This window comes from Burkholderia sp. 28_3 (assembly GCF_003253915.1).
Classification (GTDB): domain Bacteria; phylum Pseudomonadota; class Gammaproteobacteria; order Burkholderiales; family Burkholderiaceae; genus Burkholderia; species Burkholderia cenocepacia.
On sequence record NZ_QKZF01000028.1, the window covers coordinates 1 to 13,996 of the forward strand.

The window sequence follows — 13,996 nt, forward strand, 5'->3', positions numbered from 1 at the left end:
CCTGAACTACCTGCAGTCGAAACCGCTCAGCGTACTTCGCCATGAAAAACACCCCAAAGGTTGGATCGGTGTCCAACTTTTGGGGTGCAGTTCACTCGTGCGGGCTTTTTCATTTGCATCGTGCGTCGTGCCTTCCGTTCGCCCCTCACCACGCGTGCTACATCGCGCACCGCGTCCTACGAGAAATTCGCGATTGCATCCGCACGCGACTGCGCTATCGTGGCGGGATGCGTTTCTGACTCCTGCGCGATGCTCGATCCGACCGACCTGCGACTCCTGTATCAGCTCCGGCCCGCGGAGCCCGGCGATTTTCCGTATGCCGAAGCGTTGACGCACGGCAACATGGGCGGCTACTACAAGCGCCATGGGCTCGTGTGGCGCAGCGACCTGTTCTATGCGAGCTGGCGCGAATCCGAGAACTTCATCCTCGAGGCCGACGGCGAGCGCATCGGCGTGCTGCGCGTGACCGAGGAGGGCGATTCGCTGCACATCCGCGACGTGCAGATCGCGGCCGGCCATCGCGGCCAGGGCGCCGGCACCTACATGCTCGAGATGTCGCATCGTTGGGCACGGGCGCGCGGTCTGCATGAACTGCAGTTGCGCGTATTCGTCGACAACCCTGCCGCGCGTCTGTACCTGCGCATGGGCTACCAGGTCACCGGGCCGCGGCTCGCGCAGCTCGGCTCGATCCGTCATATGGTGCGGCCGGTCTGACGATCCGGCACGCCACGGCGCGCATTCAGCGCATCGTGTCGAGCGCGCCGTCGTCGTCGTCCGGCGTCTCGTTATCCGCGACGCTGCCTTCCGGGCCGCGATGCTCGTAGCCGCGCAGCATGAACGCGCGCGGGCTTTCGCCGAAGGCCCGGCGGAACATGGCCGAGAACGCGCTCTGGCTCTGGTAGCCGAGCTCGCGCGCGATATGCGACAGCGGACGCCCCTGGTTCAGCAGCGGAATCGCCCGCGCCAGCAGCGCCTGCTGGCGCCACTGCGAAAAGCTCACGCCCAGTTCCTGCTTGAAGAGCCGCGATATCGTGCGCGTGCTCGCGCCGACCTCGCTCGCCCAGTGTTCGAGCGACTCCGCATGCGCGGGATGCGCGAGTACCGATTCGCACAGCAGGCGCAGCCGTTTCTCGTCGGGCATCGGCACCGCGAGCGGCAGCGGCTCGGCATGACTCAGTTCGTCGAGCACGAGCCCGCACAGCAGGCGCTCGCGCGCAGTGCTCAGGTCGCGTGCGTCGAGTGCGACGATCAGTTCGCGCAGCAACCCCGTCACCTCGACGACGCGGCATGCATCGAGCCCGTCCGGCACGATCGACTCGTCGATATACAGCGTGCGCAAATAGGCCTCTTCGACGATCACGACCTCGTGCGTCACGTGCGGCGGCACCCAGATCGCGCGGGACGGCGGCACCATCCAGGTCGTGCCGGTCGTCGCGACGCGCAGCACGCCGCGCGACGCGTATGCGAGCTGCGCCCACGCATGCGTGTGCAGCGGGATGCGGCGGCCGGCATCGACCTGCCGCGCGCGCACACGCATCGGATGGACGGCGGTCGGCGCGAATTCCGGCGGGATGTCGATGACGTCGTACGGTTTCGATACGTCGGCTGGGGCGGGCGGATTCATGAACGGTTCGGGCGGCGCGGCGGCGATGCCGTTATTTTAGAAGGCGCAGCGCAAGCGCATGCGGCGGTTTTCGGGCCATCATGCCGGGTGCAAATGAACTTTGTGTGGGCCTTGGCGCATGCGGGGCGGCTCCCCACGTCGGCGCGCGCCGACGGTTCGAACCATCGGGCCGGTATCGGGGTCTATCGATGCGTGCGCCATGTCGGGCCCATCGCGCGCCGATCGCACGCAAATACGGCAACACACGAATCGAAGAGGAGAACCACGATGCGCCACGTATTCGTCTATGGCACCTTGAGAGCCGGACAGGCCAACGACATCGGCCATGCGGCCGCCCGCCACGGCATCGCCGCGCCGACGCTGCTGGGCGCGGCCGCGCTGCCGGGCGAACTGTACGATTTCGGCACGTATCCGGGCATGATCGCCGGGCCGGCCGGCAAGTCACTGGTGTGGGGCGACGTCTACGAGGTCGACGAGCAGCTCGTCCCGGTGCTCGACGAGATCGAGCGCGTGTATCCGGGCGTCGACTCGCTGTTCAAGCCGGAAGAGGTGATCGTCGAGCTCGGCGGCCGGCAATATGCCTGCCTGTATTATCCGGTCGCCGCACATGCGGCAGCCGGGCGTCCGCGCATCGCGTCGGGCGACTGGGTTCAGCACCGGCGCGAGCAGGAAGCCGCCTGAGCGCGCCTGCCGGCGGCGGTTGAATTCGCCACACAAGAAAAAAAGCGCCCCGCGGGGCGCTTTTTTCATGCCGTCACCGCATGCGAGCGGCGGCACAGCGTGGGCCGGCCGTCGAGCGCATCGGACAGGCGCGTCAGATTTCCTCGTACAGCGGCAGCGTCAGGAATTCGGTGAAGCCTTCCGACGTCGACATCTGCTCGAAGATCGCCGCGGCGCGTTCGTACGGCTGCGTGTTGCCGCCGACCGCGCGCTTCACGTTGTCGAGCTCGATCTTCGCGAATTCGCGCACGAGTTCGGCCGTGACCTTGCGGCCGTCGTCGAGCACGCCCTTCGGCGAGCGGATCCACTGCCACACCTGCGAGCGGGAAATCTCGGCCGTCGCCGCATCTTCCATCAGGTTGTGGATCGGCACGCAGCCGTTGCCGTCGAGCCACGCGCCGAGGTAGTGAATCCCGACGTTGATGTTGTTGCGCAGGCCGGCTTCGGTGATCGGCGCTTCCGGCTGGAAGTCGAGCAGGTTCTTGCCTTCGACCTGCACGTCGTCGCGCTGCTTCGCGATCTGGTTCGGCTTGTCGCCGAGCACCTTGACGAACTCTTCCATCGCGATCGGCACGAGGCCCGGGTGCGCGACCCAGCCGCCGTCGTAGCCGTCGGTCGCGTCGCGCTGCTTGTCCGAGCGCACGCCGCCCATCGCCTTGTCGTTCGCTTCCGGATCGTTCTTGATCGGGATCAGCGCGCTCATCCCGCCGATCGCCGGCGCGTTGCGCTTGTGGCAGGTCTTCAGCAGCAGCAGCGCGTACGCCCGCATGAACGGCACCGTCATCGTGATCTTCGAGCGGTCGGCCAGGCAGAAGTCGCGGTCGTTCTTGAACTTCTTGATCGCCGAGAAGATGTAGTCCCAGCGGCCGGCGTTCAGGCCCGAGCTGTGTTCGTGCAGTTCGTACAGGATCTCGTCCATCTCGAACGCGGCGAGGATCGTCTCGATCAGCACCGTCGCGCGGATCGTGCCGCGCGGCACGCCGACCGCTTCCTGCGCGGCGACGAAGATGTCGTTCCACAGGCGCGCCTCGAGATGGCTTTCCATCTTCGGCAGGTAGAAGTACGGGCCCGACCCGCGCGCGAGCAGTTCCTTCGCGTTGTGGAACAGGAACAGCGCGAAATCGAAGATGCCGCCGGACACGCGCTGGCCGTCGACCGTCACGTGCTTTTCGTCGAGGTGCCAGCCGCGCGGACGCACGATCAGCGTCGCGACCTTGTCGTTCAGCTTGTACGACTTGCCGTTCTGTTCGAGCGAGATCGTGCGGCGGACCGCGTCCTTCAGGTTGATCTGGCCGTCGATCTGGTTCGTCCAGCTCGGCGCGTTCGAATCCTCGAAGTCCGTCATGTACGAATCGGCGCCCGAGTTCAGCGCGTTGATGATCATCTTGCGCTCGACGGGGCCCGTGATCTCGACCCGGCGGCATTGCAGGTCGGCCGGCAGCGGCGCGACCTTCCAGTCGCCTTCGCGAATCGCCTTCGTCTCGGCCAGGAAGTCGGGGCGCTCGCCTGCGTCCAGGCGTTTCGTCCGCTCGACGCGCGCCTGCAGCAGCGCCTGGCGGCGCGGCTCGAACGTGCGGTGCAGCGCCGCGACGAGTGCCAGCGCGTCGGGCGTCAGGATGGCTTCGTAACCCGGCTTGATTTCGCCGGTGATCGTCATGCCTTGCGGCAGCGTGATCGGGGTGCTCATGAGTCTCATCTCCTTGGTCGGTCAGTTGCGGTTTCGGTGAAGGGGGAAGGCGGCAGCTGCGAGCGTCATGCACCCGGGCCGGGGCGCGTGCGGTTCGCAGGTTTGCCGGACGGAGCCGGGGTGGCGAGGAAGGCGAGCAGGTCGGCCATGCCGGTGCCCGTGCCGTCGGGCGGCGCGCCGAGTTCCTCGGCGGGCGCGCCCGTGCGGTTGAGCCAGAACGTCGTGTAGCCGAACCAGGTGGCGCCGGCGACGTCCCACGCGTTCGACGACACGAACACGATGCCGCGCCGGTTCGCCCCGAACGCGGCGGTGCCGAGCGCGTAGGCGGCCGGGCTCGGCTTGTACGCGCGCACGGTGTCGGCCGACAGCACGCGATCGAACAGCCCGGACATGCCGGCGCTCTTGATCGCGATGTCGAGCATCTGCGGGGTGCCGTTGGACAGGATCGCGAGCGGCGGGCGCGGTTCGAGCGCGCGCAGCTTGCGCAACGCGGGCACCGTGTCGGGATAGGTCGACAGGCACGCGTATTCGTCCATCAAGCGCTTCTCGGCCGCGCTGTTCAGCGCGAGCCCGAGCCGGCGCGCGGCGAACCGCAGCGCATCGAGCGTGATGTCCCGGAACGGGCGGTAGCGGGCGCCGGCCGGATCGGCGAGCGTGCGCAACTGCGAGTATTCGATCTGCTTGCGTCGCCACAGCTGCGACAACCGTTCCCCGTGACCGGGAAACATCTGCTCTGCCGCGGCCAGCACGGCACGCACGTCGAACAACGTGCCGAAAGCGTCGAAGAGAATGGCGTCGGGAGAGGAGAGTGTCGTTGTGGCCGACATAGCCTTGCGCTCCAGTTTCAGAGGTCGGGTCGATTCTATTCGTGATCGAAGGTGCTAAAAAAGACGCTAATCATCACTTGATCTTTTACTTTTATATACCTAATCTTGAGCGGCTCACGCTATTTGAAGGGCGGCGATGCCGTCGCCGAGAGTCATGGACCGGTTCAAACAGATCGAAACGTTCGCCGCGGTCGCGGCGAAAGGCAGCCTGTCGGCGGCGGCGCATGCGGAAGGCGTCGCGCCGGCGATCATCGGGCGCCGCCTCGACGCGCTCGAGGAGCGGCTCGGCGTCAAGCTGCTGGTGCGCACGACGCGCAAGCTCACGCTGACGTTCGAGGGCTCGGCATTCCTCGAGGATTGCCAGCGCATCATCAACGACATGCAGAACGCGGAAGCGAGCGTGTCCGCCGGCGGCGTCAAGGCGAGCGGCCACCTGCGGATTTCCGCGCCGGCCGGCTTCGGCCGCCGGCACGTCGCGCCGCTCGTGCCCGAATTCAGCGTCGGGCACCCCGACGTGTCGGTCACGCTCGACCTGTCCGACCGGATGGTCGATCTCGTCAACGAAGGGTTCGATTGCGCGGTGCGGCTCGGCGAGCTGCCCGACTCGTCGCTGGTGTCGCTGAAGCTCGGCGAGAATCGCCGCGTGTGCGTCGCGTCTCCCGCATATCTCGCGCGGCGCGGCACGCCGGTCACGCTCGCGGAACTGGCGCGGCACAACTGCCTGGCCCTGGCGGCGAACGCGAACCAGCAGCGCGGCTGGGCGTTCCAGGAGGACGACAAGGTCGTGTCGATCCGCGTGAACGGCACGATGGAATGCTCGGACGGCGCGGTGCTGCACGAGTGGTGCCTCGCAGGCCATGGCCTCGCGTGGCGCTCGTGGTGGGAAGTCGGCGAGGACATCGCGGCCGGGCGGCTCGTCAGCGTGCTCGACGCGTTCGCCGCGCCGCCGATCGGCATCCACGCGGTGTTTCCGCAGCGCCGGCATCTGCCGCTGCGGGTGCGCCTGTTTCTCGATTACCTGCAGCACACGTACGAGCGGCCCGGTTATTGGGGCGAATAGGCGGGGGCGACGCGCGCCCGCGTGTTTCCGATATGAGGGCGAACCCGCTGGCGGTGCGGCTGGCGCGATTTCGCACACTACAATCGTAAGAGGCATGCGCGTCGTGTCGCGGCCGGCTCGGCTGGAGCCGCGGCGCGCGGCGTGCGATTGACGAAGGAGGGCGCGATGTTCCGGCACATCCTCGTTCCAACCGACGGTTCCGAACTGTCGCAGAAGGCGATCGACGGTGCGATCGACCTGGCTCGTGCGGTCAGCGCGCGCGTGACGGCCTACGCGTGCCTGCCGCAATATCCGTACTCGCCGTTTTCCGAAGTGATCATCGAGCCGCCCGCCGATTTCCGCGCGCGCAGCGAGCGCGAGGCGCGTGCGCATCTCGACGAGGTGGAAGCGGCCGCGCAGGCGGCCGGGGTCGAGTGCGACACGTGGACGAGCGTGCACCCGTCGCCGTATCTCGGCATCATCGAGGCGGCCGAACGCGGGGGGTGCGACGTGATCTTCATGGCGTCCCACGGACGCCGCGGGCTCGGCAGCCTGTTGATCGGCAGCGAGACGCAGCGCGTGCTGACCCATACGAAAATTCCGGTGATCGTCTATCGGTAGGGCAGCGCCGGCCGTGGCCAGGCGGGCTGCACCGTAGAAAAAGGGCGCGCCGGACGAAGCCGGCGCGCATCGTTGCTGGCGGCCCGCAGGCCGCGCGGCCGGTCGCGCGATGGGTATCGCGCGCCTGCCGTCTCCTCCCTGATTGTTGTTCCAGTGGCCGATGCCGCGGCGTCGCGAGACGCGGCAGGCATCGGCGTCACGCCTGGGCGTGTTACGCGACCTTCTTGCCGTCGAAGAACTGTTCGTCCTCGGTCGACCCGTGCAGCGCGGTCGTCGACGCTTCGCGCTCGACCGTCTGCGTGACCGCGTCGAAGTAGCCCGTGCCGACCTCGCGCTGGTGCTTGACGGCCGTGAAGCCCTTGTCGGCGGCCGCGAACTCGGCCTGCTGCAGTTCGACGAATGCGCTCATCTGCGTGCGGGCATAGCCGTGCGCGAGGTTGAACATCGAATAGTTCAGCGCATGGAAGCCGGCCAGCGTGATGAACTGGAACTTGTAGCCCATCGCGCCGAGCTCCTTCTGGAACTTCGCGATCGTCGCGTCGTCGAGGTTCTTCTTCCAGTTGAACGACGGCGAGCAGTTGTACGACAGCAGCTTGCCCGGGAACTGCTTGTGGATCGCTTCCGCGAACTTCTTCGCGTACTCGAGATCCGGCTTGCCGGTTTCGCACCAGATCAGGTCGGCGTACGGTGCGTACGCGAGGCCGCGCGAGATCGCCTGTTCGAGGCCAGGCTTCGTGCGGAAGAAGCCTTCGACCGTGCGCTCGCCGGTCAGGAACGGCTTGTCGTTGTCGTCGACGTCGGACGTGATCAGGTCGGCGGCTTCCGCGTCGGTGCGGGCCACCAGCACGGTCGGCGTACCCATCACGTCAGCCGCGAGACGCGCGGCCGACAGCTTCGCGACGGCTTCGCGCGTCGGCACGAGCACCTTGCCGCCCATGTGGCCGCACTTCTTCACCGACGCGAGCTGGTCCTCGAAGTGAACGCCCGACGCACCGGCCTCGATCATCGCCTTCATCAGTTCGAACGCGTTGAGCACGCCGCCGAAACCGGCTTCCGCATCGGCGACGATCGGCGCGAAGAAATCGACGTAGCCTTCGTCGCCCGGATTCTTGCCTTCCGACCACTGGATCTGGTCGGCGCGCGTGAGCGTGTTGTTGATGCGCTTGACGACGAGCGGCACCGAGTTCGCCGGGTACAGCGACTGGTCCGGGTACATTTCGCCCGCGACGTTCGCGTCGCCGGCGACTTGCCAGCCGGACAGGTAGATGGCCTTCAGGCCGGCCTTGACCTGCTGCATCGCCTGGTTGCCGGTCAGCGCGCCGAGTGCGTTGACGAACGGCTCGTTGTTGATGAGGTTCCACAGTTTTTCCGCGCCGCGCTTGGCCAGCGTGTGCTCGATCGGGATCGAGCCGCGCAGGCGGACCACGTCCTCAGCCAAGTAGCCGCGCTTGATGCCCTTCCAGCGCGGATCGGTTTCCCATTGCTGCTGCAGTTCCTGTGCCTGTTGCTGACGCGACATGATGAGCTCCTTGATGCGAGGTATGCGTGACGGTCCGAATCCGACGGGGTGATGCTGTTCGCGAGGGAAGCGAGGCGTTCCGTTCCGCGAGGTCTTGTATAAGAGTCTAGGCAAATCGTCGGGAGCGAAACAGGGGCTATCGCGGGAAGTGTCGATTTTTTTAGTTGTTTTGAATCAATGGGTTGCTTGCATCATTTCGAGATAAGAAATGCATTTTCCTATCCCGCAATCACACGGGTTGTGCCGTGCAGCATGATTTTTTACGACACAAAAAAATTTCCCGCATCGTGAAATTTCGACAAGGCGAAAAAAAACCGGCGCGGATGCGCCGGTTGGCTGGATGGGCAGGGCGCCGATCCGCGGGGCGGCCGCGGGGCCGCCCGGGTGTGCTTACGATGCCGAATTGCTGCGGCGCGGGCCGCCGCTGCGTTGACCGTCGCGACGCGGGCCGCCGTCACGGCTGCCGCCCGGCTTGCCGCTCCAGCCGCCGCCATTGCCGCCGCCGTAGCTGCGGCCGTTGCCGTTGCCGCCATAACCGCCGCCCGGCTTGCCGCCGAAACGACGACCGCCGTTACCGCCGCCCGGACGGCCGCGGCCGCCGTTGCCGCCGTTACGCGGGGGCGCCTTGCGCGGCTCGAAACCTTCGATCACGTTGACCGGCAGCGGCGAGCGCACGAAGCGCTCGATGCGCTTGAGCGCGCCTTGCTCGGCGTGGTGCACGAGGCTCACCGCGATACCCGAACGGCCCGCGCGGCCGGTACGGCCAATACGGTGCACGTAGTCTTCCGCGAACTTCGGCAGGTCGTAGTTGAACACGTGCGTGATGCCCGGGATGTCGATGCCGCGTGCCGCGACGTCGGTGGCCACCAGCACGCGCACGCGGCGCTCGCGCAGCGCACGGATCGTGCGGTTACGCGCGCCCTGCGGCAGGTCGCCGTGCAGCGCGGCCGATTCGAAACCTGCGTCGGCAAGACGGCCGGCGAGCTGGTCGGCATCGATCTTGGTCGCCGTGAAGATGATCGCCTGGTCGAGCGCGTCGTCGCGCAGCAGGTGATCGAGCAGGCGATCCTTGTGATCGCGGTCGTCGACGTAATGGACGGTCTGCGCGATGTTCGCGCGCGATTCCAGGCGCTGCTGGATCTCGATGCGCTCGGGGTCCTTCAGCAGGCGGCTCGTCAGCGAACCGATCTTGCCGTCGAGCGTGGCCGAGAACAGCATCGTCTGGCGCGTGTCCGGCGTGGCGTCGACGATCGTTTCGATGTCTTCGATGAAGCCCATGTCGAGCATGCGGTCGGCTTCGTCGAGCACGAGCATCTTCAGTTCGGACAGGTCGATGCGGCCGCGCTCGAGGTGATCGAGCAGGCGGCCCGGCGTGGCAACCAGGATTTCCGGGTTCTTCGCGAGCAGCATCAGCTGCTGGCCGTACGCGACGCCGCCGAGGATGCTGACCGTGCGCAGGCGCTTCAGGTGCTTGCCGTACGTCGAGGCGGCCGTCGTGACCTGCATCGCGAGTTCGCGGGTCGGCGTCAGCACGAGCAGGCCCGGGCGCGCGACGGGTTGCGGGCGGCGCGCGCGGCGGTCGCCCTGGTTCGGTTCACGCGGCGCGCGCGGTTGCTGCGCCTGCGTCTTCTGGAGCTGCGCGAAACGTTCGATCGCGGGCAGCATGAATGCGGCGGTCTTGCCCGAACCGGTCGGGCTCGACACCAGCAGGTCGCGGCCGGCGATGCCGGCCGGAATCGCGCGCTGCTGGACCGGCGTCGGCTTCACGTAGCCGGCGGCCTGCAGCGCGGAGACGATCTCCGGCGACAACCCGAGCGACGCGAAGCTCGGCTCGTCCGACGCCGGTTCGACCGCGGCCGGTGCGGCGGCGTCGTCGAGACCGAGCGCCTGGTCGGCGATCGCGTTGAGCGGGCTGGAGTTGATGCTCGAAGTCATAACAATCCTTGAAACACAGTGGGTGAAACGTCGGCGCCAATCGCGCATACCCAAGTCGTCGGATTCAGCGAGCAAATCGGGAAACGGGTGCAATCCGCCGAACCGTCGGCGGATGAGGCATTAGAAGCTGTTTTGGGTGCGGCGCGCTTCAGGAGCGGGGCCGCCAGCCTAGTTGACGACCGCAAGGGTCGAAGCAGGAGGGGACAGGTTCTAAACCGGATTGGAGCTTAACGCTACGAGGCGTCGGGCCGGAACGGCTTGCGAGCCGAGCGCGGGAGGTGACGCAGGCCGCATTATAAAGAAATTTGCTGCGCTGCGCCACTGATTTGATTGCCGATTGCGGCGGCGTCGATTCCGTCAGGACGCCGTGCCGTTTTTCAGCGATTCGACGAGTTCGATGTACTGCTGCTTCGCCGCATCCTGCGATGTGCCCTTCAGCGCTTCCCAGGCATCGTACTTGTATTTGCCGACGATGTCGGTGAAACCCGGCTTGTCGCCGTGCGCGTCGCCGTCGGTCGCCTGCTTGAAGAGCGCGTACAGGCGCAGCAAGGTCAGGTTGCCCGGCCGTTCCGTCAGTTGCTTGACGTCGATCTGGGCCTGGTCGAATTGGGCGGTGAGTTCGCTCATCGGGTGTCTCCGTAAGGGTTTCAGATCGGCCGATCTTAACAAGCGGACCGTCGCGCGGGGTCGAGCGATCCTTCCAAACCGCCGCCGGCGCCGCCCGTGCGCACAGATCGGGCCCGATCGCCCGTGGGAGCGGGGCGGCGCATTACAATGTCGGCCATGACGCAAACAGTGCTCCTCGCCATCGATACGTCGACCGAATACTGCTCGGTCGCGCTGCTGCGCTCGGCCCACGCCGATGACGCCGTTTCCACCCCGCAAACCTGGGTCCGTCACGAGCCGACGGGCGCCGTGTCGAGCACGCGCGTGCTGCCGGCGATCCAGGAACTCTTCGCCGAATCCGGGCTGACGCTCGCCGATTGCGACGCGATCGCGTTCGGCGCGGGCCCCGGCTCGTTCACCGGCCTGCGGACCGCGACGGGCATTACCCAGGGCCTCGCGTTCGGGGCCGGGCTGCCGGTCGTGCCGATCGGCACGCTGCTCGCGTGCGCCGAGCATGCGCGCCTGCGCGCACCCGGCACGACCCGCGTGCTCGCCGCGCTCGACGCGCGGATGGATGAAGCGTACTGGGCGGATTTCGCGTGGGACGACGGCATCGGCGACTGGCGCACGCTGCAGCCGGCGTCGCTCGACGCACCGGGCGCCGTCGGCGTACCCGACGTGCCGTTCACGCTCGCCGGCAATGCGGCTGCCGCGTTCGGCGCGCAGTTGCCGGCCGCCGCACGGGCGGCCGCGATCGACGGCGACGCGATGCCGCACGCACTGGCGGTCGCGCATGCGGCGCTGCGCGCGTTCCGTGCCGGACGTGCGGTGCCGGCCGACCAGGCCGCGCCCGAGTACGTGCGCGACAAGGTCGCGCAGACGACTGCCGAGCGCATCGCGGCACGGGCCGCGCAACCGGGCGGAGCGAAGGGATGACGGGCGTCCTGCTGAGCGACCGCTATCTGGCGCCGATGACGGACGCCGATCTCGACGAGGTCGTCGCGATCGAGCACGTCGCGTACGAGTTCCCGTGGAGCCGCGGCAACTTCGAGGATTCGTTGCGCAACGGCTATCTGGGCGTATGCCTGCGGCACGTGACGGGGTCGCTCGTCGGCTATTGCGTGCTGATGCCCGTGATCGACGAGATGCATCTGCTGAACCTGTGCGTCGCGCCGGCCGCGCAGCATGCGGGCGCGGGCCTCGCGCTGCTGCGCGAGGCCGTGCGCATTTCGCGCGCGGAGGGGCTCGATGGCGTGCTGCTCGAAGTGCGGCCGTCCAATCCGCGCGCGATTCATCTGTACGAGCGCTTCGGCTTCGTGACGATCGGCCGGCGCAAGAACTACTATCCGGCGAAGCATCGCAGCCGGGAGGACGCGATCGTGATGCGTCTGACGCTGAACAAGGACGAGGGGGACGCGCATGGCATGGGCTGAAGCGGCGCTCGAGGAACTGGGCCTCGCGCAGATCTGGGTGCGGCGCGGGCAGCGCGCGGATGAAGGCGCGGCAGCCGAAGCGCCTGCCGTCGCACCAACCGCGGCGGCCGACGACGGTTCGGCCGTCGCGGTCGAGCGGCCGGTGCGTGCAGCGCATGCGCCGGTGCAGGGCGATGCGCCGACGGCGGTCCCGCGTGGCGCTGCCGAGGGCTTGCCGGCGCGCGAGTCGCGGGCGCCGGCGCACGGTGTCGTCGACGGCGATCGTCCGCGCGCGCAGGCTGCATCGCCCGCATCGACCGATACGATGCCGCCGACGGGCGATGCGCCGCCGGCGGCAGACGACGATTTCGCGTGGTTCGACGCGGCGCCGCCGGGCGAATCCGTGCCCGTGCCGGCCGCCGAATCGCGCCCCGCCGGCACGCCGGTCGCCGCGCTCGACTGGGATGCGCTGGCCGCCCGCGTGGCCGACTGCACGCTGTGCCGTCTGTGCGAGAAGCGGACCAACACCGTGTTCGGCGTCGGCGATCGCGAAGCGGACTGGATGCTGATCGGCGAAGCGCCGGGCGAGAACGAGGACAAGCAGGGCGAGCCGTTCGTCGGCCAGGCCGGCAAGCTGCTCGACAACATGCTGCAGTCGCTGTCGCTCAAGCGCGGCGACAACGTTTACATCGCGAACGTGATCAAGTGCCGGCCGCCCGGCAACCGCAACCCGGAGCCGGACGAAGTCGCGAGCTGCGAGCCGTATCTGCAGCGCCAGGTCGCGCTCGTGAAGCCGAAGCTGATCGTCGCGCTCGGCCGTTTCGCGGCGCAGACGCTGCTGAAGACAGACGCGAGCATCGCGTCGCTGCGCGGCCGCGTGCATGCGTACGAAGGCGTGCCGGTGATCGTCACCTACCACCCGGCCTATCTGTTGCGCAGCCTGCAGGACAAGTCGAAGGCGTGGGCCGACCTGTGCCTCGCGCGCAATACGTTCCGGCGTGCGGAAGGCGCCGACGCGAACGGCCCGGCCGGGCAATGACGAGCGACGCGGCGTTCGCATTCGTCGACACGCTGCATGACGTCGCGGTGCGCGATCTGGGCTGGCTGCTGGCCAGCCCGAGCCTGCTCACCGCGGTACCGGGCGCGCCGCTCGCGTGCCCATGGCCGGATGCGGCGGGCCAAGCGGCCGTCGAGGCGTGGCTCGCCGCGCTCGATGCGCAGCCGGGGCCGCTGCATCGCGCGCTCGACGGATTTCGGCCCACCCGGCTGGGCCGCTACGCCGAATGCCTGCTCGAGTACTTCCTGACGCACGGGCCGTCGCTGCGGCTCGTCGCGGCCAATCTGCCACTGCGCAGCAACGGCCGCACGCTCGGCGAAGTCGATTTTCTCGTCGATGCGCCGGACGGCCGGCGCCTGCACTGGGAACTCGCGGTGAAGTGTTATCTGTGCGCGCCGGTCCGCGACGGCGCGTCGCTCGCCGATTTCGTCGGCCCCAATCTCGTCGACCGGTTCGATCGCAAGCGCAGCCGGCTGCTCGACCATCAGTTGCGGCTCGGCGAACACGACGGCTTTGCCCGGCTCGGCTACGGCGCGCCGTCCGATGCGCAGATGTTCATCAAGGGCTGGCTGTTCCATCCGCACGGTGCGCCGGTGCCCCCGGTGTCCGCCGAAATCGCGCCGGATCACCCGCGCGGTTTCTGGCTGACGCACGCGCAGTGGCCGGCGTGGGCGGCCGCGCAGCGGGACGGCGCGGCATGGAGCGTGTTGCCGAGACTGGCGTGGCTGGCGCCGCGGCGGGCTGCCGCCGACGCGGGTTTCGCGCCCGAGCCGCTGGCGCGCGCGCTGGCGTTGCCGCCCGTGCTGGCGACGCGCCAAGCGCCTGATCTGATCGCGGTCCATGAGAAGGGTAGTGACGGCACGTGGCGCGAGACGGCGCGCGGTTTCGTCGTGCCCGACGACTGGCCGGTGCGCGCGCAGGCGTTCGCGGCGCAGGATCACTGACCCCG

The 13,996-nt window shown here is 68.0% G+C and carries 14 protein-coding genes; 8 read left to right on the forward strand and 6 right to left on the reverse strand.

From position 1 onward, the window contains the following. The first annotated feature begins 249 nt into the window (after window positions 1-249). Window positions 250-714 carry a GNAT family N-acetyltransferase gene (locus DFS13_RS34780; RefSeq protein WP_006481948.1) on the forward strand — a complete coding sequence of 155 codons (465 nt, stop codon included), beginning with the start codon at window positions 250-252 and terminating at the stop codon, window positions 712-714. A gap of 25 nt (window positions 715-739) precedes the next feature. On the opposite strand, the gene DFS13_RS34785 is transcribed toward DFS13_RS34780, so the two are convergent. Further along, entirely contained in the window at window positions 740-1,624 is an 885-nt protein-coding gene (locus DFS13_RS34785) for a helix-turn-helix domain-containing protein (RefSeq protein WP_006481946.1), read from the reverse strand. A gap of 267 nt (window positions 1,625-1,891) precedes the next feature. Here DFS13_RS34785 and DFS13_RS34790 point away from each other — a divergent pair, with 267 nt between their 5' ends. Further along, window positions 1,892-2,305 (forward strand): gamma-glutamylcyclotransferase, encoded by a 414-nt coding sequence (locus DFS13_RS34790; protein ID WP_006481949.1) that lies wholly within the window; start codon window positions 1,892-1,894, stop codon window positions 2,303-2,305. 133 nt (window positions 2,306-2,438) lie between these two features. Here the strand turns inward: DFS13_RS34790 and aceB are convergent, their stop codons facing one another. Then, window positions 2,439-4,031, reverse strand: a complete 1,593-nt coding sequence (aceB, locus tag DFS13_RS34795; RefSeq protein ID WP_111442726.1) for a malate synthase A — start codon at window positions 4,029-4,031, stop codon at window positions 2,439-2,441. Between the two features lie 65 nt (window positions 4,032-4,096). Then, a complete protein-coding gene (locus DFS13_RS34800) occupies window positions 4,097-4,858 on the reverse strand; it encodes a haloacid dehalogenase type II (RefSeq protein ID WP_006498665.1) in 762 nt (253 codons plus the stop codon). A gap of 154 nt (window positions 4,859-5,012) precedes the next feature. Between DFS13_RS34800 and DFS13_RS34805 the strand changes: the two genes are divergently transcribed. Beyond that, window positions 5,013-5,918 (forward strand): LysR family transcriptional regulator, encoded by a 906-nt coding sequence (locus DFS13_RS34805; RefSeq protein WP_111442727.1) that lies wholly within the window; start codon window positions 5,013-5,015, stop codon window positions 5,916-5,918. Between the two features lie 165 nt (window positions 5,919-6,083). After that, window positions 6,084-6,518, forward strand: coding sequence for a universal stress protein (locus DFS13_RS34810; RefSeq protein WP_006481942.1), 435 nt, complete (start codon window positions 6,084-6,086; stop codon window positions 6,516-6,518). Between the two features lie 211 nt (window positions 6,519-6,729). Here the strand turns inward: DFS13_RS34810 and aceA are convergent, their stop codons facing one another. The 3 genes from aceA to DFS13_RS34825 all read right to left on the reverse strand — a co-directional run bounded on the left by aceA (window position 6,730) and on the right by DFS13_RS34825 (window position 10,599). Continuing rightward, complete coding sequence (aceA, locus tag DFS13_RS34815; protein WP_006498666.1) at window positions 6,730-8,037, reverse strand: isocitrate lyase; 1,308 nt, start codon at window positions 8,035-8,037, stop codon at window positions 6,730-6,732. A 390-nt stretch (window positions 8,038-8,427) separates the two neighbouring features. Further along, on the reverse strand, window positions 8,428-9,972 hold the full coding sequence (locus DFS13_RS34820) for a DEAD/DEAH box helicase (RefSeq protein WP_006498667.1): 1,545 nt from the start codon (window positions 9,970-9,972) through the stop codon (window positions 8,428-8,430). Between the two features lie 357 nt (window positions 9,973-10,329). Then, window positions 10,330-10,599, reverse strand: a complete 270-nt coding sequence (locus DFS13_RS34825; protein WP_006478462.1) for an acyl-CoA-binding protein — start codon at window positions 10,597-10,599, stop codon at window positions 10,330-10,332. A 147-nt stretch (window positions 10,600-10,746) separates the two neighbouring features. Between DFS13_RS34825 and tsaB the strand changes: the two genes are divergently transcribed. The 4 genes from tsaB to DFS13_RS34845 are packed head-to-tail and all read left to right on the forward strand — an operon-like array spanning window position 10,747 to window position 13,991. Then, window positions 10,747-11,514, forward strand: a complete 768-nt coding sequence (tsaB, locus tag DFS13_RS34830; protein WP_034201579.1) for a tRNA (adenosine(37)-N6)-threonylcarbamoyltransferase complex dimerization subunit type 1 TsaB — start codon at window positions 10,747-10,749, stop codon at window positions 11,512-11,514. Continuing rightward, window positions 11,511-12,011 (forward strand): ribosomal protein S18-alanine N-acetyltransferase, encoded by a 501-nt coding sequence (gene rimI / locus DFS13_RS34835; protein ID WP_006486170.1) that lies wholly within the window; start codon window positions 11,511-11,513, stop codon window positions 12,009-12,011. Before tsaB ends, rimI begins: the two co-directional genes overlap by 4 nt. Further along, the gene (locus DFS13_RS34840) at window positions 11,998-13,029 is read left to right on the forward strand and encodes a uracil-DNA glycosylase (RefSeq protein WP_006498669.1); all 1,032 of its coding nucleotides are present in this window, start codon (window positions 11,998-12,000) and stop codon (window positions 13,027-13,029) included. Before rimI ends, DFS13_RS34840 begins: the two co-directional genes overlap by 14 nt. Next, entirely contained in the window at window positions 13,026-13,991 is a 966-nt protein-coding gene (locus DFS13_RS34845) for a DUF1853 family protein (protein WP_006498670.1), read from the forward strand. The genes DFS13_RS34840 and DFS13_RS34845 overlap by 4 nt, the downstream gene beginning before the upstream one ends. Window positions 13,992-13,996: the final 5 nt, after the last annotated feature.